The following is an 18,056-nucleotide window of genomic DNA, read 5'->3' as shown; positions in this document are numbered from 1 at the left end:
AGCGCATCTTCGATCTACTGCAGACACGTCCCAACCCGCAGTCGACCAACTTGCGCGCTTGCAGCAGTTGCACTTCGGCCGTCTGCCCGACATTCGGTCCCAGCCAGCTCACATCCCGGTAAGAGTCCCCCGGGGAGGCAAGGTGAATCTTGATGACTAGATCGGACCTTGCGGAGGCCATCATGGCCGTCCGTCGCCTTGACCCCGACCATCCACTTTTCATTGAGTCTGGCTACCGTATCAACACGAAGCCTGTCGAACGCATGGCGGATTTCGTTCTGTACAACATTCAGCAGGGTCATCATGGATGCTCTCTTTATTCAGAGAGCGGGGTTGGCAAATCCACGGCGCAAGACTATCTAGTCGAAACCGACTGGCGCTGGCTCGTGGAGGACGGACGCCGCGCAGGTGTGGCCAGGGCAATCGTCGCAACCTCAGATGCATGCAGGAGCCCGCTGAGCTTCTGGCACGCGCTTTCACATCAACTGGGAATGCCGCGCTGGTCATCGGCCAGGCCTCACGAGCTGAGGGCACGAGTACACAATCACATGCGCGCCGCGTGTGGGCACGCCGACGTACGCAGGTACGTATTGTTCATCGACAGTGCTCAACGGCTCACCAATCTTGAGTTTCAGTGCTTAGAAGATCTTGATAACTTGATGAGCAAGGACAGGCTTACTCTCTTTTTGGTCTTTGTGTACCAAAGTGACCAGCAGGGCATCGAGCTTGGCGACATGTGGCAGCACCATCCGTCACATGTTGTTCGCCGGTGGTTTCTGGACTCAGCCCCATTTCTTCCTCTTGCGGCGCGAGATGAAGTCAGGCATGCCCTGTCGCGCTACGACGGCGCAGCATGGTGGCCGACAGAGGACATGCCATTTTCTAGATACTTCGCCACCGACGCATTTGATCGCGGATGGCGGCTGGAATCTGAAACGGAGATGATTTGCGATGCTGTGTCCGCCCTCCGGAGGGAGGTGGGACTTCCCGAACATAGTGGCTGGCCGATGTGCTCCTTCACATCGACCGTGCGGAATCTGCTAACGAACGCTTGGTTTCAGCAGAGTTTCGAACGCTTCACTCCATCTGACGTCCGTGCTGCGCTTGTGCATGTCGGGTACCTGCGAACCGAGTTCATTCGCATGCGCGAGAAGATGTCCGACAAGGCAATCGCCATCATTGAGAAGATACAGAATACGGCAAACCAGGTAGGGGGAAGCAATGAATAGCTCTCGCGCCGTAAATCCTTCTACGCCTCGGATTGTCGGCGCAGAGCATGAGTTCTATCCATACATATCGGGCTACGGCGTGCTGCAGCGGATCGTTGCACTGGGCATGCCAACAAGTGAGCAACTCATGATCATGGGGGTGAGGCGTAAGACTGGGCGCTCCATGCTCCGCCCTTTGCTTCTGCCGGGCCGGGTGCAGGATACTTTTGCGTCAGCCATCGAAGTCCGTGACGTCACAACGAAGAATCTATGGAATCCGGCCGCGTGGCTTCCAGTTCAATCACTTCGACTTCTCGCGGGTAGTGAGCTTCCATATATGCGGTGCCCCGCATGCGCACTTCACGGCTACCATTGTTCACTATTTCTCCTTCCTTCCATCTCTGCGTGCCCTTGGCATGGCGAGAAGCTCATCAGCCACTGCGAGGCATGCGGAAGGACGCTGGGCACCAGTTTTGACCACTCCGGTGGTCTCGGGACTTGTACTTGTGGATTTCAGCCAATCGACGCCCACACAGCGCTACTGGACGTCAGGCAATTTCCCGCTCGTGAAGTGTCGCAGTGGGTGGATGACTACCTTCATTGGGCATCACGCCAGCGGGCAGGCCGAGTGATTCACTTCCCCAGTGATGCGCAAAGCTGGCCTTCAGCTCTGGCGCGCCTGATTGATAGAACGACTCCTATGCCGCCCGTCCACCAGGACGATGGCAATGCTCACGTAAGGTATGAGGCTTTCCAGCCATCCGCTGACGATCCGGAGCCAGGGGCGTTCTGGGGCTGGGCAATGATTGGCGGCAACTCGGGCCTCATGTGCGCTCCGCTCCCATTGATGGCCTACGATGCTTTGACGCGGGCCACTGCAGCGGCATGCGCCAGGGTCGGACTTGAAGGCCTATCTGTCCTGAGCTTCCGCTCAACGCACTACGACACCCAAGGACCCACTGAGGTAGAGCGGCACGAGTCGTTCCTAGCTCCCTATGGTGTTTCTGCCAGCGGCGCGACTTGGCTCAATCTCTCGGTTGTCGACCCGATGGTAACGTTAGCGTGCGGCACAGCGCTGGAGCTGGCCGCTGCGGCCTTTGGTATCGCGAACGACAAGCCGGATAGGTCCCCTTCCGTAATCGTCGCTTCGGTATTGGACAGCATTAAGGGAAGATCCGCCTTGGTCGACGCGCTTGTGTGGGTTCTGGCAACCGCTTATGAGGAAGGCTTGGCGTTGACGCTTGCAAGGGTGTTCAAGCTGAATCCGAAGGATGTACTGCCTTCAGGTGGGTATCCGGTCATCGAGCTTCAGGGTTCCGCCCGTTCCTTGAGAGAAGTCCGGGTCGCCTGGGTGACACCTCGAAAAACAGCTAGAATCCAGCAGAAATCCTAAGGCAGGCAGTTCTTAGCAATTTTTGCCATCATTGGGGCAACGGCACTGTCTCGTGCCGGACTGCGAACGGCAGTAGCCTTCATGCGAGTACGCAACACAAGGGGAGGCTTTGCCGCCGCGTGGGCTAATTGGCAATTCTAATGAACCCCCGGCAGTCGTGGGCGTGTTTTATGGGCTTCCGGAACTGTTGGGCGTTATTTATGTACTTCTGGAAATGCCGGGCGTCTTTGGTGAACTTCCGGGAATATCGGGCATCTTTGGTGGACTTCCGGAAATATCGGGCATCTTTGGTGGACGGAAGCTGCCAGGAAGAGGCTAAGCTCACCCCATCCATATCTTCTAAAATCAATGCGTTAGAGGCCGGGCGTTTTCGGTGCGGCAGACACTCTTGCCTGCGTCCTCAGTCCCCGGCCAAGGATGAGATCGCGGCATGATTGAGTTCGACCCGCGCCACCGTATTGACCTGACCGGCCCTTGGGCCGGTTTTTCTTTCCTCGGTGATCGTCTGATCACGCCTGAAGGCCGCGAGCTGCTTCCTGAAGATTTGGCCTGGCTGTCGCTCACCGCCTGCCAAGCGCAGGAATGGCGCCGGATGATGGAAGCTGCACGCTCGGCGCCAGATTCCCATTGCTCAATACTTGGGAACAATCGTGCTGCAGTCGCGTGGGCCTGACGCCGAGCCACCAGCGGCAGTCCTACCAGGATCGGGGCCGAGGCCTCGCCAGCGCGGATGAGGCGTTTTCCGTAGGGGCGCCCGCCCCTACACCCCAGTCATGTCCTCTGACAGTTGTCCGCCATGCGTGCGAGAGAGCCGCAAATGAGGGCTACTGAGATCTTCATCCGATCGAGTCTCGTTTGAGCATTGAGTAATTGCTCGACGCGTCTAAGCGGCATAGCTGCGATGAGAGAATCGATCTTACGCTCCAGGTGTGCAGCGTCTCTCCCATGGGCGAGCTCATTACGAGCAGAATTTAGCTTCTCAACAGCCTTCCACAACTGAGGGTCTCCCCCGACTACCGCCATCGCGAGCTTCGTCTTCGTCCAAAAATTCAATCTTGCGTCGATCACGCAATCTGGATGATCGAAAACTGAAAGAACGATGCTTTCAAGTTGCTCCTCGGCGTAAAGATGACCTTGGAGCAGCGGGATCGCGTACTCATTCTGCCGATTGAATCGGGCAAAGAATTCTTTGGCGCGATCCTCAGCGTGTTCGAGACGTTCGTCTATGTCTTTCATTTCTCACTCTCCAATACGAAGAGCTCTTCAGTGGTTGGCTATTTGCAGGCCGACCAAACCATATCATCCATGCGGCGACCAACCATGTAGGGCCGGTTGGAGCCGTACATGCGGAAAACGCGCTCACGCTCAGCCTTGGCGGCCTCGCATGCGTCAGGGTCCTTGTACTGGGAAATGCTGTGGAGGCGTCCGCCACCACCGCCATTTCGATACACAGGACGCGTTGGTGCAGGTCGAGGCGCGATAGACGCTGAATTCTGCTGTCGAATGGCGTCGAGGCGACGCTCATTCTCAATGACGCCCTCAGATCGAGGCGCTACCTCGACGGCCCACGTCTTCGCCGCCTCACCATTGGCGCACGGCGTTGACTGGTATTCGGTCCCTGCCTTGGTAACGCACTTGTAAATCTGCTGGGCGACCGCAGGCGCGGCGAGTGCACACAGCAGCAATCCGGCTGCAATCCTTGTGAACATGGCATCCCCCTGATGCTTGAGCACCAAGGAAATGGCTGGCGCTCACGGCGGCAGTATAAGCGCCACAAGCCCAAGGCAAGCCAGATGGCCCACGTAGTAGCCGTAGAAGGCCCACCGGCCACGTGGTACCGGCCACGCCACCTGAGACAGGCCAAGCGCCACCGGAACCGCCGCGAGCGCCCACAGGTTTATGCGCATGGGTGCGGCGCACTTGCCAAGTTCGGAGATTGAAGCCGCTTTCGCATTGGTAGGCATCAACCCGGCCACCGACGAGCTCGTCCAATACCTAGGTGAGTTATCTCCTAAATAGTTCGAGTCGGCGGCGGCTTCATCCTTTGGATATGCACCGGGACTTCTTGCGCCCCCGCCCGCTCCATCACGGCGTTCACCATGCCTTGCACATAGACATCCAACAGCTCCGGCTGCGTGAGTGCAGCAAATTGGTCGCCGTGTTCTCCCATGAATTGAAGCAGCTTCTCTTTCGGGGTGTGGATGTAAGTAGCTTTCAATCTGTCATAGAGTTCAATAGGATCGTTGATCGGGCCAGGTCCTTGGCGGATCTGCCCGAAGAACGTCTCTGGATAGCGCTTCCAAGCAGCAAATTCCTCAGGCGAAAGCTGGTTGGTGTAGATCGCTTGTCCGCCTTCATCCCGAGCAATAATCAACGCGACCTCCCCGTTGTCGCTCATCACACAGGCGTCTTTCAACGTGCCCACCACGCCATCGTCCATCTGATATCGGTGGCCGATGAGCAGGCGGTTTGACGGCAGCCCAGGAATTTCCCCCTCAAACGTGGAAGGCAGGTCGATATGTTCCTGGATCGATGCTACGAGTGCCTCGATCTCAGGATTACGTACACGCATCCCTATCTTCTGCGACAGGGTCAGGATCTCACCGGTCCGATAGTCATCGATCTTGAAGCCCTCAATGGCGGCTCCAGCATCAGGAACCTGAGTATCAAGGTGGTGATGGTCAGGATAGTTGGTGATGAACACCACGGCGGGGGGCAGGGTCGCCGCCTTTGGTTGTGCCTCGAACCTTCGAAGCGTGTTGATGCCGATCGTTCGCCAATCATGTGGTCCGCCCGGAACATAGGGATAGGCGTGCATGTTCAGATCGACGAAGATCAAACGGTCATGAGGGGTTGTCTTCTTCAGCGCATCACTTACCAGCCCAGCAAACCTCCCAAGATGCTGGTTCGCCTGCTTCGCAGTGTCCTGGTTTCGGATCTTGCACTCCACGCCAAAAGCTTTGCCGGTGCGCGGATAGGTGGCTGTGTATTCCACATGCTTGGTTCGGCGATCGGTTTCGTCTTCCCATTCCAGCTCGAATCCCGCTCTCAAAAGTATGGCCGCAACACGGATCTCATAACGCACCCCGATGAACTGATCTTGGCACTTCAAGCGACCGATCAGTAACTTCCGCAGCTGTGGGGTGCGCGTTTGGACGTTGTTGTGCTCTAGGATGTAGAGGTCATACGCCAGCGTTAGAAATGCGCTGATTGCGCCGGTCATCAGCGTCTGGCGTGTCTCGCCTGGCGCCAGGTCGGCGGCTTTCGACGCCAGCAGGAACCTTTCATGCCACTGAATGACAGGGTGACGTTCGTTGTGTTCCAGTTGCGTCTGGGCTTCGAACCAGTCATGCCCCAGAACGTCAAGGATGTAGCTATAGAGGAAGTCATGAAAGGTTGGCCATTCGCCTTGAAATAGGCGATGGCCCACAGCGACGATCCGCTTGCCGGCAGTCTGGTCGGCGATGATTGGGCGACCTAGGCCTTGCTGTCGCTGCTGCTGTATCCGATTGATCTCAGCCCTGCGCTTGGCTTCCTCCGCACCTCGCGAGATCATCTCTTCGTAATTGACATTGAGGCCGCCGTGGCAGCGCTTGAACTTCTTGTCGCTTCCACACGGACAAAGTTCATTCCTGCCTGGCTTAGTTCCGCCCATAGATCGCTCGTTCGCTGTTCTTCCTTGAGGGAGACCACCTCAGTCGCACATTCAGTTATTTAAATGCCCGTATAGAGCAGAAATCACTTCGATGTAGCCTCGCCGCTACTTTACAGCCTCCGCATCGGGGCGGGAACAGCCCTCCCCTACCCTCGATAAATCTTCCTAATCTCCGTCCCTGCTCAAGGCCCGCACTCGGCCAGAAGCGGTCTATCCAGTTGCCGAGCTAGCAAATAAGTCTGACGGCCATGCACTCAAAGAAGGATCGACAGTTCCCTGCGGGTGCCCAGGATCCTTGGCGAGAGGCTGTGTGCAGCATGAACAAACCTATGCACATTGACAGCCAGTTACATAGTCTCGGACTTAAGCCTTTCTAGCAAGAGCTGGAAGGCCTTTTGCTCTAGAGCTCCCTTCGATGCTTCCAGATAGGGTAGCCATTGGGCGGTCACTACGTCCTCACGAAACACATTGTTATGAGTCAGCAATGCGCTACGAATTTGACACAGCTGAGGATGCTCCTTGACGAAGCCAGATTTTCCGGCGGCGCCAAACAGATCGTCCTTCGCCAGAAAACGTATGCCGCCGTCTGGAATATACCTAACCCACTCATCTTCTTCTGAAATAGTATTCAAGACTCGTCCTACGATGCCTCGATCAATGAAATCACCCCAATCGAAATTAGTTGTGAGTATCGAACCGCACAGGATTACGCACTCGAATTTCTCCGAAATATCACCGGCATTGGACAGGTAACGACCCACTATGTAGCTCCCGAAAGAGTGCGCCACGATGGAAATTGGACCCTCATATTCCTTTCGGACATCAATCAGCCAGGATCTAAACCCCTCAACGATTTCAGCCTTCTCCTCCTCATTGCGAAGGACGTTTGCAGATCGATACCCGTACACATAGGGAGCAACAGCCCATCCTGACGTGCTCGCAGATAGACACAGGCGTGGTAGCCATCCGTCCGCATGCGTTCGAATCCCGTGCAACGGTACGATAACCCCCTTCGTTGTCTGCTGTTTCGACCAGCGCCGGCCCAAGTATGCAACCTTGACTATCTCAAGGCTCTGTGACGACTGCTCAGGCCTGTAGAAGGTTTGCACAGAGCTGTGCATCTTTACCTGGACCAAGCCGTGCCTAGCGCCGGATCGGGTGGTCCCCAGTAATTCAAGGTATGCACTAGCGATCTCGGGCTGGTCCTCCGCAAGAAGTTGCACATCGAGCATGAGGCCATCTATGTCGTAGCGTTCCCGGCCGTGTGGGACCTGCGAAGATGTGGCGAAAAAGATCACTACATCCAGGTCATTGGGATCATTTTTGCGCGATACGAATGACCCTCCGACGACAATTGACGTTGCCCCAGCCTCCTCGGCCCATTCGTAAATATCCAGGAATGGCTTGAGGAATTTCGAGCGAGCCATCTCTTGATAATGGCCGAAGGTCTTCTCGGGACTGCTACAGAACTCCGCAATGAAGTCTTCCTTGCTTATGATGTAAGTTCCCGGCAGCAACAGGCCCTCTTCAAACTTGAGCGAAATCTTATCCATCAATTCAATCTCCAACAAAGCAATGGAATTGTCGTGAGCCGCGAAGAGAATTATACCTTGGTCTCGTTGATCGCGGCCGGAAGTTCGCGAGTTTATTCAAGCACTGGGTGCGGTCCTTAGTTCGGGGAAGGATGCTGCTCGGCAAGAAGGGTGTAACTGAAGAGCCCTGCTCCCGACATGGACGGTGGTGGATAGCAGGTGCTTCCTAGAAGAAGCGTAAGCGTCCGAAATGGCCACTCTCGCCCGTAAGTGCACACCCCTCTACTCCCGATAAACATCCCTTATCGCGACTGGACTGACTTGTCAGGCAAAACGTTTTTTTGCGCAATCACCAGCCTTCTCACGCCGCCCACAGGCACAAGAACTGCAGTCTTCTGTGCCATGTCCCAGAACACATAGTTGTCCCCCAAGCGCCCCACCAAACCCAGGCTACCTTGCACCTTCTCATCAATGGTCACATTGACCGTGTACTCGCTGCTGCCAGAAGTAATCGCCTTGGCGCGTTCGAAGCCAAGCCAGTTTGAAGAGATCGGGACATAGACAATCATCACGAGCGCATAGACCAGCCACGGCGAGTTCTTCACGGCGGCCGGCAACACTGGGGACAGGCGTACTGCCATTGCACATATGCCCGTCAGCGCCACACCTATCAAAATTGGCCAGGCATTGGACCACCAAAGCAAGGCGCCCATTCCAACAAGACAAAGAGCCAGGGTCAGCCACATCAGCAGATTGGCTGGGGACGGCGTCGCTGTCACCTTCCCCTCGACCCACCCTCCAAGCAGCAGCGCAATCAGTATGAAGAACAACACCATGCCGATCCCCGCAAGCCCTGCCAGCGCAAGCTCGCTTACGGCGACAAACTGAAAGGGATCCAGGCCGAAGTGCCCCAATACGCCTTCAGATAAAAGGCCCCTTGAATCAACCCGAACGTGACGAGCGCCGAACCCCATCCAGCAACATCAGCCATCGTTAGCGTCTTCTGCGTACGTTCCATGTATCCCCTTCCATCAATGCAGCCCCGCCACATAGTGGCATGCAGCGCTCCGTCCTGCAGAACCCACCCTATTAACGTGACGCGTCACGCCCGATCACCCCGCCCATTGGCGCCCCACCCCTCCCCCACTATAGTTCCACCCCTCACAAGGAACGAGGCGGCACACATGCCCTATATCGGAATCGGACTCCACGTACTGGCGGCCATCTACTTCGCGGTGCACGCCATCCGCTCGGGCCAGAGCCTCTATTGGCTCATCCTGCTCTTCTCCTTCCCACTGCTAGGCAGCATCGTCTACTTCCTGGCGATCTACTTCCCGGAAGCCCGCAACTCGCGCGGCGCGCGGCAGGCAATCCGCTCCGCCAAGCAGCTCATGGACCCGGGCCAGGACCTGCGCAACGCGCGTGCCGAACTGGCGCGTACGCCCACCGTGCAGAATCGGGTTCGCCTGGGCATGACGCTGCTGGATGCCGGCCAGGCCGAGGAAGCCAGAACCCTGCTGGAGCAGGCGGCCAGCTCGCCGCTGGGCGACGATCCCTACATCCTGACCGGCCTTGCCCGTGCCCGCCTCGATTCCGGGCAGCCCGCGCTTGCGGCGGAGACGCTGGACGGCCTGTTCGCCCGCCATCCGGATGGGCGCCGCAAGCCGGAACAGACCCTGCTTTACGCGCAGGCACTGGCGGCTGCCCAAGCGCCCGGCACCCGTACCGCGTTCGAGCGCGCCGTGGAATGCGGAAACGATGCCGCCGCCCGCTGCCTGTACGCCGAGTGGTTGATGGCACAGCCGCAGCCCGACGATCGTGAGCAGGCCCGCAGCCTGTTCGCCAGCATCATCGATGATGCCCAGCACTGGTCGCGTCACGCACGCAGCCACAATGCCGCATGGCTGGAACGGACCAAGGTCGCGTTGAAGGGCTACTGACGCCTGGCGGCCTTTGGCAACCCTGTCGCATCCGCCTCGTTCACGGCCCCGCCGGGCGGATGCCGACACTCGTCAGGCGTGCACCGCCGACATCGACAACAGCCTTGCGGCGCAAGGCTCCAGGTCCGTTGCGCCATATGCAACGATTCTGAAAATGTTGAATGTGGTGACGGCATCGGCCTTACTGCATTGGCATCGCGCACAGCCGGGCGTATTCCTCTCCGTGCCACCGGAAACAGGTGGCCGGGATTCGAAACCCCGGTAGTTCGCTGAAGTAAACGCTTGCCAGCCGGCATCACCCTGTGTGGTGCCGGCTGGCAATCCGTCGGCCGGCTATGGCGGGCGGTGCGTGGAGGCCTTGTGCCTGCCGGTTTAGCGAACACCGGGTTTCGAACCTCGCACCGTCCGCCACCTTTATCGGTGGCGGCTTCTGCATGCACGCAAGGAGCCCAGCCATGACCCAGCCCCACTCCCCTGCCCCGCACCCGATTCGCGACACGCCTGCGAATGGCCCTGCGCTGGACCCGAACACCCTCATCGCCCTGCTGCACAGCATCGGCTCGGGCGCCGCCTCCGATGGCCAGCCGTGGCCGGAACGCCATCAGATGCCCGGCCGACGCATCGCCCTGGCAGATACCGATTGCTCTCTGGCGGGCCTTCGGGTGGTGCTGGAGATCCTGCTGGCCGCACAGCGCGCCCGCGAGAACGGCGAGCTGGAGCAGTATGTTGGCCCTCGCGTCATGGAGGGCCTGATCATGGCCGGAATCGGCCTTACCGCACACGCCAGTACCCGACTGCATCCGGAGGGGTGAGTGGCGTGGTGCCGCTGGGCGGCCAACGCGCTCTGTCTTGTGGTGGTGGTTGCGGCACAGGCGCAGTGGCCGGCGACGCCGGCGCCCTCGCCTGTCGCGTTCCAAAGCATCAACGACGATCGATTCTCACAACTGCGCCGCCAGGCGATGCAGTTCGTGGACTCTCGGCCACGACAGGGCTTCCAGTTCGTCGAGCGGCACCGAGATGCCGAGTTCCAGGTTCTTTGCCGGGGCATACCCGTGCTGTGGCTGGAGGGGCGCTCGCACCAATCTGCTGTTGCAGGTCTCACTGGACGCGGAGCAGCGGGCGCCCGCCATTGTGCAGCTTGGTACGTTGCTTCAATGGCAGCTGGAGCCGTTGGATTACCTGGAGCAGGTACTGGCTGGCGTGCCGGAGCCTGTTCTGTTGGATCGTGTGCTGCAGATTCTTGCTAGTGATGTGCCTGATGGGGCGCGATGTGGCGTGCCGTAGTCGAGCATGGCTCGACTCTACAGGGCTCGGGCAGCAAGGGTTAGGGCTCCAGCCCTGCCGCTCGTCACCTGCGCGACAGGCATTGGCCCAGTGATCATGCAGGTCACCTCCCGGCATCGATCCAGCCCGCATCGCGCGCACGCGCGAGATCTTCTGGCGTATCGATATCCAGGCCGAGTTCCGGTGCCTGCAGGACATGCACTGTATCGACAGGAAGTTGCCGCAGGCGCGCTCCGAAGCCGCGGTCACCGGATGCACCGACAGGGGTGAACCAGGCGCGCGGCACGACTGCGGGAACGCCAAGCGCATTTCCGTGGCGGGTGCCCGCGCACGTTGACGCTGCGGCGCGGGCACCGGAAAGCAGCGCCTGCAGATTGGAGCGCTCGATTGCGGGCTGGTCGCATGCCACGATCATCACCGCGGTCACCGTGGGCAGCAGGTGTGCGCCGGCAACCTGCAGACTGCTCGCCAGGCCACGCTCCCAGTGGTGATTGGTTACCGGAGTGGCATCCAGCCCGGCAACGCTGGATGTCACGGCCTGTGCGTTCGCGCCCACCACGACCAGGACCTGCGCTGGCGCGAGCTCCAGCGCTAGCCGCACTACGCGGTGTACCAGGGTCTCGCCCTGCCGGGTCAGAAGCTGCTTGGGCTGGCCAAGTCGGGTGCTCCCGCCGGCAGCAAGCACGACGATCGCATGCGCGTCAGTCACCTGCCGTGCGCGCCTCGCCATTGCTGCAGCTGCGCGGCGATGCTGAGCGAAATCGCCTCTGGCCCTCGGCCGCCGATGTTCAGGCCGACCGGTGATCGAAGTCTCGGGGAAAGGCGGTGGCGCTGATCCGGTGTCAGCAGCTTGAACAGGTCCTCGCGCCTTCGCCCCGGACCCAGCAGTCCAATGAACGCGACGTTGGTATCAGCCAGGGCCACCAGCGCCTCCCGGTCCAGTTCGAAATCGTGATGCATCACCAGTGCCGCGTCGCACGGGGCGCCATGAAGGGCCTCGGCCGGGCTGGTCTGAAGATGCGTATCCGCGCACTGCCCGGCTGGGGCCCAGCGCGCTCGCCGTTCGGCCACGCTGACCCGCCACCCCAGGCCGCGCAGCAGCGGAACCAGGAAGGGCGTTTCGGGACCGCCCCCCAACACCAGGGCCCGCGGAAGCCGGGGCAACGGCAAACGCCACGCGCCCTCGCCAAAGGGCTGTGTACCCTCCATCGGATGCAGCTGCCACGCCTGCTCGCGATGGCCGGCACGGAAAACGACCTGCCCCGACGTGCGAAGGTCGCGCTGGAGTGACACGCCCTCGCGCAACCAAGCCTCGATAACGTCGTCGATGCCGGCCATGGCACGCAACGGCAGCAGCGCAATCCGAAGCCGGCCGCGGCAGCCGAGCGCGGACCCGCTCAACAGGTCGTCGTCACTGCGGGTGTCGATCTCGATCCAGTCGACCCGCCCTGCCGCGCTCACCTGCTCCGCGCGTCGCGCGAGCTCGGGCTCCAGGCATCCGCCGCTCAGCCAGCCGACCTGGCTGCCGTTGCAGAACAGCACCATGTCGCCGGCACCGGCGTAGGTGGAGCCATCGGTTTCCAGCACCAGCGCGAGCACGGCGTGCTCCCCCGCGCGCACGCGCGTCAAGGCCGTCTCGAGTACGCCGCGCGGGCTGCCTTCGGCGAGGAAGCCCGGCGCTGCGGACAGGTCCTCGGCAAGATCGCCGGGCTCCCCTCCGCCTGCGGCGGAGACCTCCAGAGTGGGCGAGGCTACGGGTCGGTCCATGCGCAACGTCAGCCTATGTCGGGCAAGCCGGGCAACAGCTTGTCCAGGGTGATGGGATAGCTGCGCACGCGCACGCCGGTTGCGTTGTAGATCGCATTGGCGATCGCGGCGCCAACCCCGCAGATGCCCAGTTCACCCACACCCTTGGCCTTCATCGGCGAGATCACCGGATCCAGCGTGTCGAGGAAGACCACCTCCTGGTACGGGATGTCGGCGTGCACGGGAACCTCGTAGCCGGCCAGGTCGTGGTTGATGAACAAACCAAGCCGTTTGTCGACCACCAGCTCCTCCATCAGGGTCGCGCCCGCACCCATCACCATCCCGCCGATGACCTGGCTGCGTGCGGAGAGCGGATTGAGGATCCGGCCGCCATCGCATACGGCAAGCATGCGGCGAATGCGCGTTTCTCCAGTGTAGGCATGCACGGCGACCTCGCAGAAATGTCCTGCATAGGTGCCGACGTCGTAGCCTTGTTTGAAGTCGCCGAAGGCAATGCCGTCCTCCGCCGACAGGGTTCCCGCCTCCGCCAGCGTGATGGTCCGCCCATCCGCCTGGATGCGGCCATTGGCGAAGTTTGCGGTGTCGCCGTCGAAGCCGAGTTTCTCGCCCACCTTGCGGCGCAGGCTGACGCACGCCGCGTACACGCCCGCGGTGGAGCTTGCCGCGCCCCACTGGCCGCCGGAACCGGCGGAGGCGGGATGACGGGAGTCACCGAGGGTGACCTGGACCTGGTCCAGCGGCACGCCCATGGTCTCGGCTGCCGTCTGCGCGATGATCGTGTAGGAGCCGGTGCCGATGTCGGTCATGTCGGTCTCGACAACCACCCCGCCCTGGCCGTCAAGCCGGACCCGCGCCGCCGACTTCATTGTCGGTGCGCCGCGGTAGCCCGCGGACACGCCCATGCCGACCAGCCAATGCCCTTCCCTGACCTGCGCCGGCCGGGCGTTGCGCTTGTTCCAGTTGAAGCGCTCCGCGCCTTCGCGCAGGCAGCGCACCAGGTTGCGGTCGGAGAATTTCTTGGACGGATCGCCGGGCACGACCTCGGGCTCGTTGAGGATGCGGAACGCGATCGGATCGAGGCCCAGCTTCTCGGCCATTTCGTCCATCGCCACTTCCAGCGCCATGTGGCCCGGTGCTTCACCCGGTGCGCGCATCGCATTGCCTTCGGGCATGTCGAGCGTGGCGATGTAGTTGGCCACCAGGCGGTTGGCGCCCGCATAGAGCTTGGGCGTCTGCAGGGTACCGTTTTCGCCATCCTCGCCGTTGATGTTGCCCGACCAGTTCTCATGGGCGATGGCGGAGATCCGGCCATCCTTTCCGCAGCCGATCCGCACGCGCTGGAGGGTGGCGTGCCGGTGCGTGGTGTTGTTGGGCATCAACGGGCGTTGCAGCGCGATCTTCACCGGTCGCCCGACCTGCTTGGCCGCCAACGCGGCCAGCACCGCGTCGGCGCGGATGAACAGCTTGCCGCCGAAGCCGCCGCCGATATAGGGCGAGTCCACGCGCACCTTGGCAGGATCGATGCCGAGGATCGCCGCCATGCCCTGCCTGGCCCAGTCGATCATCTGGTTCGCCGTCCACAGCGTGAGCGTGTCACCCTCCCAGGCGGCGATGGTGGCGTGCGGCTCCATCATCGAATGACTTTCGTCGGAGGTGTGATAAGTCTCGTCGAGCTTGACCGCGGCGCTCGCGTAGGCGGTGTCGAAATCGCCCAGCGCCTGCCGGTCGGGCTTGCCGTCACGCCCCTTTGCCAGCGGCGCGGACGGTGCCAGGGCCGGGAAATCGAAGCGGCCCTTGCTGCGCTCGTAGCGGGTGCGGATCAGCGCCGCGGCGGCGCGGGCCTGCTCGAAGGTCTCTGCCACCACGCAGGCGATGGCCTGGTGGTAGTGGGCCACTTCGGGTCCGCCGAACAACGGCGCGTTGTTCCAGTTCGATTTGCCGACCGGCTTGGTTTCCGGTGCGGTGATGACCGCCAGTACGCCGGGCGCGGCACGTGCGCGGGAGGCATCCATCGAAATGATGCGCCCCTTGCCGATGCCCGCACCGACGATGTAACCGTAGGCCTGGTTCGGCGCCACGTCATGGCGCTCGTAGGCGTAGGGGGCGGTGCCGGTGGTCTTGCGTGGACCGTCGATGCGCGGCGTCGACTTGCCGACGACCTTGGCCTTGTCGAACAGGTTGTCGCCGGCGGGGGCGTTGAATTCAAGGGGCATCAGCGCTCTCCTTCCGCCAGCACGGCTGCGAGGGTGCGCTCGGCGAGAGCGATCTTGAACGCATTCTCCCGCGTCGGACGGGCGCCGGCGAACACCTGCCGGGCCGCGGCCTTTACGCCGTCGCGCAGCAGTGGTTCGGCTGCCTCGACGCGCCACGGCTTCGGCGCAACCCCACCGAAGGCGAACCGCGCCGAGCCGTCTCGTTGCACGACCGCGGCGACGGACACCAGTGCGAACGCATAGGACGCGCGGTCACGTACCTTGTGGTACACGTGCCGACCGCCCAGGGGCTTCGGCAGCGTGACGTGGGTGATCAGCTCACCGCGCTGCAGCACGTTGTCCTGCTGCGGCCTGTCGCCGGGGGAACGATGGAAATCGGCAATCGGGATGCTGCGCGTACTGCCGTCACCGCTGACGGTCTGGATCGAGGCGTCCAGCACCCGCAGGGCCACCGCCATGTCGCCCGGATAGGTCGCGATGCAGCTGTCCGATGTGCCGATCACGCCCATCTGCCGGGAGAACCCCTCGAGTGCGCCGCAGCCCGACCCGGGCAGGCGCTTGTTGCAGGGCAGATGGGGATCGTAGAAATACGGGCAGCGCGTGCGCTGCAGCAGGTTGCCGCCGGTGGTGGCTTTGTTGCGCAGCTGCCCGGAGGCGCCTGCCACGATCGCGCGGGTCAGCACCGCGTAGTCGCGGCGCACGCGCTCATGCGAGGCCAGCGCGGTATTGGTGACCAACGTGCCGATGCGCAGGCCGCCCTCGTCGGTGGGTTCGATCCTGTCCAGGCCGATGTCCTGCACATCGACCAGGTGCGCTGGCGTCTCGACCTCCAGCTTCATCAGGTCGAGCAGGTTGGTCCCTCCGGCCAGGAACTTCGCGCCCTCGATACCGGCGACGGCCTTGGCGGCCTCGGCCGGGGATTTGGCGCGTTCGTAACTGAAGGCCCTCATGCGCGCCTCCCTGCAGGGGTCACGCCTGCAACCTCTTCCATCGCCTCGGCAATATTGGAATAGGCCCCGCAGCGGCAGAGGTTGCCGCTCATGCGTTCGCGCATCTCCATGTTGGTGGCCCGGGGCCGTGCGCTGACGTCTGCCTGCACATGACTGGGGACACCCCGCTTGATCTCGTCCAGTACCGCCACCGCCGAGCAGATCTGCCCCGGCGTGCAGTACCCGCACTGGTAGCCGTCATGCTTGATGAAGGCGGCCTGCATCGGATGCAGGTCATCGGGGGTTCCGAGTCCTTCGATGGTGGTGATGGCATCGCCCTGGTGCTGCACCGCCAGGCTGAGGCAGGCATTGATGCGCTCACCGTTGACCAGCACGGTACAGGCACCGCATTGACCGTGATCGCAGCCCTTCTTGGTCCCGGTCAGCTTCAGATGTTCGCGCAGGGCATCGAGCAGCGTAGTCCGCGTGTCGAGCTCAAGCTCCCGCCGCTTGCCGTTGACGGTCAACGCCACCGTGCTGATGACCGGCGGCCTGGGCGGCGGGGGCGTCGCCAGTTCGGCGGCGAGCGATGACGCCCCCGGTGCGGCGGACATTGCCACGGTCGTGACGCCGCCGGCGATCACCTGGCGACGCGTCAACTTCATTCCTTCATCACAACTTGGCACAGTGACCTCCTGGCGTTCGGGAAAATCCCGTGGCTGGATGGACGCGCTCACACTACCCAAGGGGCACTATGCCCATCTGCGGGGTACAGGCCTGTGAAGTCGGCGACATGTACGATCCGACCAATGCAGGCAACCGCGACTTTTACTCTTCAGCGCGGCACTCTTGAGCCATGCGTATGCTTCACTGGATGGCTCACAGTTCTGTTTATCCCTCACGGCGCTGGCTTCGAGGGTTCGGGCTCGTGGATAGAGCCCTCCAACAATGCCACGTAGGTATCCAGCCTGGTGCGAAGGCCGATCAGCATCCAGCCCAGCAGGTACAGCAGCACCATGGCGAAGATAAGCAGTGCGCCTAGCAATCCAACATCGAAAGCGCCCGCCCAGTCGCCCCATTTCCATCCGCGGAACTGCAGGTAGAGGGCAATCAACAGCGGGAATGGTCCAAGCCGCTGCAGCCCGCCATACATCATGCCCATGCGCTCAATCATGTTTGTGCGCAGGTGACTGACGTACTTGAGGCGCCGCTCGCGCTGGACGCGCGGAAATCCGCGAAGCTCGGTCACCACCGCTTGCCAGTGCGCGAAATCGCCATCCATCTCCCGCGCGTGCGAGAGCCGAGGCTGGCTGAACTGGCGAATGCCCCTGCGGGCGGCCAGGACGCCCCCGGCAATGAACCCTCCAATTTCGATTGCCAGGCAGGCAACAACCACCTGCAGCACTGCGCCGACAGGCAGCCATCGATCCGGAAGCTGGCCAGTGAGAATGCCGACGATCGCCGCACCCATGCCGATGCGAAACGCCCACGTCTCCACCCTGCCCGCCTTCGGATAGATGCTGTGCTCAACCAGCCCCTGCACCCGCTGATAGAGCCAGTGGAATGTCAGTTCCTGCGAATCGGTCGTTGCCGGCGGATCGACTCCGCCCCTTGCCTGCATGTCCATTGCGCCCCTGCCCCGGCCGGCGCAGATGCCGGCCGCCCCCTCGTGCCTGAGCGCGCTTCGGAAGGCGCCTCAGCGGGAATCACATACCCAGTTCCGACAACCCCGGATGATCGTCCGGGCGAAGCCCCAACGGCCAATGGAACTTGCGGTCGCTTTCCTTGATCGGCAGGTCGTTGATGCACGAGAAGCGGCGCTGCATCAGGCCATCCTCTCCGAATTCCCAGTTTTCGTTGCCATAGGAACGGAACCAGTTGCCGGAGTCGTCGTGCCATTCGTAGGCATAGCGGACCGCAATGCGGTTTTCGGTAAAAGCCCAGAGCTCCTTGATCAGGCGGTACTCGAGTTCCTTGTTCCATTTGCGTGCCAGGAACTGCCGGGCTTCCTCCCGGCCGTTGGTGAATTCGGCACGGTTACGCCACTGGGTGTCGAGCGAATAGGCAAGCGACACCTTGTCGGCATCGCGGGAATTCCAGCCATCCTCGGCAAGACGCACCTTCTGCATGGCCGA

General features: G+C 61.5%; 17 protein-coding genes and 1 pseudogene. 5 read left to right on the top strand and 13 right to left on the bottom strand.

The genetic code is table 11. The features are described from left to right. Positions 1-182: 182 nt before the first annotated feature. From E5790_RS20260 to E5790_RS20250, 3 genes are all read left to right on the top strand, one after another. A complete protein-coding gene (locus E5790_RS20260; RefSeq protein ID WP_164972404.1) occupies positions 183-1,229 on the top strand; it encodes an ATP-binding protein in 1,047 nt (348 codons plus the stop codon). An 826-nt stretch (positions 1,230-2,055) separates the two neighbouring features. Then, a complete protein-coding gene (locus E5790_RS20255) occupies positions 2,056-2,601 on the top strand; it encodes a hypothetical protein (protein WP_126412179.1) in 546 nt (181 codons plus the stop codon). Positions 2,602-3,031: 430 nt separating this feature from the next. Next, the gene (locus E5790_RS20250) at positions 3,032-3,274 is read left to right on the top strand and encodes a DUF3653 domain-containing protein (protein ID WP_080355731.1); all 243 of its coding nucleotides are present in this window, start codon (positions 3,032-3,034) and stop codon (positions 3,272-3,274) included. Positions 3,275-3,372: 98 nt separating this feature from the next. On the opposite strand, the gene E5790_RS20245 is transcribed toward E5790_RS20250, so the two are convergent. From E5790_RS20245 to E5790_RS20220, 5 genes and pseudogenes are all read right to left on the bottom strand, one after another. Then, positions 3,373-3,837, bottom strand: coding sequence for a hypothetical protein (locus E5790_RS20245; RefSeq protein WP_111205584.1), 465 nt, complete (start codon positions 3,835-3,837; stop codon positions 3,373-3,375). Between the two features lie 515 nt (positions 3,838-4,352). Continuing rightward, a pseudogene (locus E5790_RS20235) lies at positions 4,353-4,499 on the bottom strand (TraX family protein); the annotation flags it as partial. 113 nt (positions 4,500-4,612) lie between these two features. Next, complete coding sequence (locus tag E5790_RS20230) at positions 4,613-6,256, bottom strand: SEC-C domain-containing protein (RefSeq protein ID WP_111205586.1); 1,644 nt, start codon at positions 6,254-6,256, stop codon at positions 4,613-4,615. A gap of 347 nt (positions 6,257-6,603) precedes the next feature. Then, positions 6,604-7,809, bottom strand: coding sequence for a hypothetical protein (locus E5790_RS20225; protein WP_049439763.1), 1,206 nt, complete (start codon positions 7,807-7,809; stop codon positions 6,604-6,606). A 281-nt stretch (positions 7,810-8,090) separates the two neighbouring features. Then, positions 8,091-8,762: a hypothetical protein gene (locus E5790_RS20220; protein ID WP_229653764.1), complete on the bottom strand. Its 672-nt coding sequence runs from the start codon at positions 8,760-8,762 to the stop codon at positions 8,091-8,093. Between the two features lie 210 nt (positions 8,763-8,972). Between E5790_RS20220 and E5790_RS20215 the strand changes: the two genes are divergently transcribed. Together E5790_RS20215 and E5790_RS20210 are read left to right on the top strand one after the other, a co-directional pair. Continuing rightward, entirely contained in the window at positions 8,973-9,728 is a 756-nt protein-coding gene (locus E5790_RS20215; RefSeq protein WP_049439761.1) for a tetratricopeptide repeat protein, read from the top strand. 455 nt (positions 9,729-10,183) lie between these two features. Then, entirely contained in the window at positions 10,184-10,540 is a 357-nt protein-coding gene (locus E5790_RS20210) for a hypothetical protein (RefSeq protein ID WP_049439759.1), read from the top strand. Between the two features lie 126 nt (positions 10,541-10,666). Here E5790_RS20210 and E5790_RS21955 read toward each other — a convergent pair whose 3' ends face one another. The 8 genes from E5790_RS21955 to E5790_RS20170 form a co-directional block, all read right to left on the bottom strand. Continuing rightward, the gene (locus E5790_RS21955) at positions 10,667-10,807 is read right to left on the bottom strand and encodes a hypothetical protein (protein ID WP_154344211.1); all 141 of its coding nucleotides are present in this window, start codon (positions 10,805-10,807) and stop codon (positions 10,667-10,669) included. Positions 10,808-11,115: 308 nt separating this feature from the next. Continuing rightward, entirely contained in the window at positions 11,116-11,742 is a 627-nt protein-coding gene (locus E5790_RS20200; protein ID WP_111205751.1) for a nucleotidyltransferase family protein, read from the bottom strand. Further along, entirely contained in the window at positions 11,718-12,779 is a 1,062-nt protein-coding gene (locus E5790_RS20195; protein ID WP_111205750.1) for an XdhC/CoxI family protein, read from the bottom strand. The genes E5790_RS20200 and E5790_RS20195 overlap by 25 nt, the downstream gene beginning before the upstream one ends. Positions 12,780-12,787: 8 nt before the next feature. Continuing rightward, complete coding sequence (gene paoC / locus E5790_RS20190) at positions 12,788-14,992, bottom strand: aldehyde oxidoreductase molybdenum-binding subunit PaoC (protein ID WP_111205749.1); 2,205 nt, start codon at positions 14,990-14,992, stop codon at positions 12,788-12,790. Continuing rightward, the gene (locus tag E5790_RS20185; protein ID WP_111205748.1) at positions 14,992-15,942 is read right to left on the bottom strand and encodes a xanthine dehydrogenase family protein subunit M; all 951 of its coding nucleotides are present in this window, start codon (positions 15,940-15,942) and stop codon (positions 14,992-14,994) included. The genes paoC and E5790_RS20185 overlap by 1 nt, the downstream gene beginning before the upstream one ends. Next, the gene (paoA, locus tag E5790_RS20180; RefSeq protein ID WP_111205747.1) at positions 15,939-16,586 is read right to left on the bottom strand and encodes an aldehyde dehydrogenase iron-sulfur subunit PaoA; all 648 of its coding nucleotides are present in this window, start codon (positions 16,584-16,586) and stop codon (positions 15,939-15,941) included. Before paoA ends, E5790_RS20185 begins: the two co-directional genes overlap by 4 nt. A gap of 233 nt (positions 16,587-16,819) precedes the next feature. Further along, entirely contained in the window at positions 16,820-17,548 is a 729-nt protein-coding gene (locus E5790_RS20175) for a hypothetical protein (protein WP_111205746.1), read from the bottom strand. A gap of 79 nt (positions 17,549-17,627) precedes the next feature. Continuing rightward, positions 17,628-18,050: a nuclear transport factor 2 family protein gene (locus E5790_RS20170; protein ID WP_229653775.1), complete on the bottom strand. Its 423-nt coding sequence runs from the start codon at positions 18,048-18,050 to the stop codon at positions 17,628-17,630. Between the last annotated feature and the right edge of the window lie 6 nt (positions 18,051-18,056).

The sequence above is a fragment of the Stenotrophomonas sp. PAMC25021 genome (assembly GCF_004795795.1).
GTDB lineage: Bacteria > Pseudomonadota > Gammaproteobacteria > Xanthomonadales > Xanthomonadaceae > Stenotrophomonas > Stenotrophomonas muris.
The sequence above is the reverse complement of the archived record's forward strand: the minus strand, read 5'-3'. Positions and strand labels throughout refer to the sequence as shown.